Source organism: Streptomyces europaeiscabiei (genome assembly GCF_001550375.1).
Lineage (GTDB): Bacteria > Actinomycetota > Actinomycetes > Streptomycetales > Streptomycetaceae > Streptomyces > Streptomyces europaeiscabiei.
In genome coordinates this window covers 1-667 of sequence record NZ_LRTR01000636.1, presented here as the reverse complement: position 1 = coordinate 667, position 667 = coordinate 1, and the positions used below count along the sequence as shown (strand labels likewise).

The window sequence follows — 667 nt, the reverse complement described above, 5'->3', positions numbered from 1 at the left end:
GTCTTCGACCTGTTCTCGATCGGCATCGGCCCGTCCAGCTCCCACACGGTCGGCCCGATGCGCGCCGCCCGCATGTTCGCCGTCCGCCTGAAGGAGGACGGCGCGCTCACCCGGACCGCCACGGTCCACGCCGAGTTGTACGGCTCGCTGGGCGCCACCGGCCATGGCCACGGCACCCCCAAGGCCGTACTCCTGGGCCTGGAGGGCAACGAGCCTCACACGGTCGACATCAACCAGGCCGAGCACGACGTCGACCACATCAGGTCGACCGGAACGCTGCGGCTGTTGGGCGTCGAGATCGGCGACGCCCGAGCGATCGCCTTCGACTTCGACAAGGACCTGGTCCTGCACCGCCGCAAGACGCTGCCGTACCACGCCAACGGCATGACGATCCGGGCCTACGACGCGGCGGGCACGGAGCTGCTGTCGAAGACGTACTACTCCGTCGGCGGCGGCTTCGTCGTCGACGAGGACGCGGTCGGCGCGGACCGCGTCAAACTCGACGAGACCGTGCTGAAACACCCCTTCCACAGCGGCGACGACCTGCTCCGTCTCACCCATGAAACCGGTCTGTCCATCTCGGGGTTGATGCTGGAGAACGAGCGGGCCTGGCGCAGCGAGGACGAGATCCGTTCCGGTCTCCTCGACATCTGGCGCGTGATGCAGG

The 667-nt window shown here is 68.2% G+C and carries 1 protein-coding gene; it reads left to right on the top strand.

The window, feature by feature from the left end; genetic code table 11:
- A partial coding sequence (locus tag AWZ10_RS31040) for a serine dehydratase beta chain (RefSeq protein ID WP_279616649.1) occupies window positions 1–667 on the top strand: 667 nt, incomplete at both ends.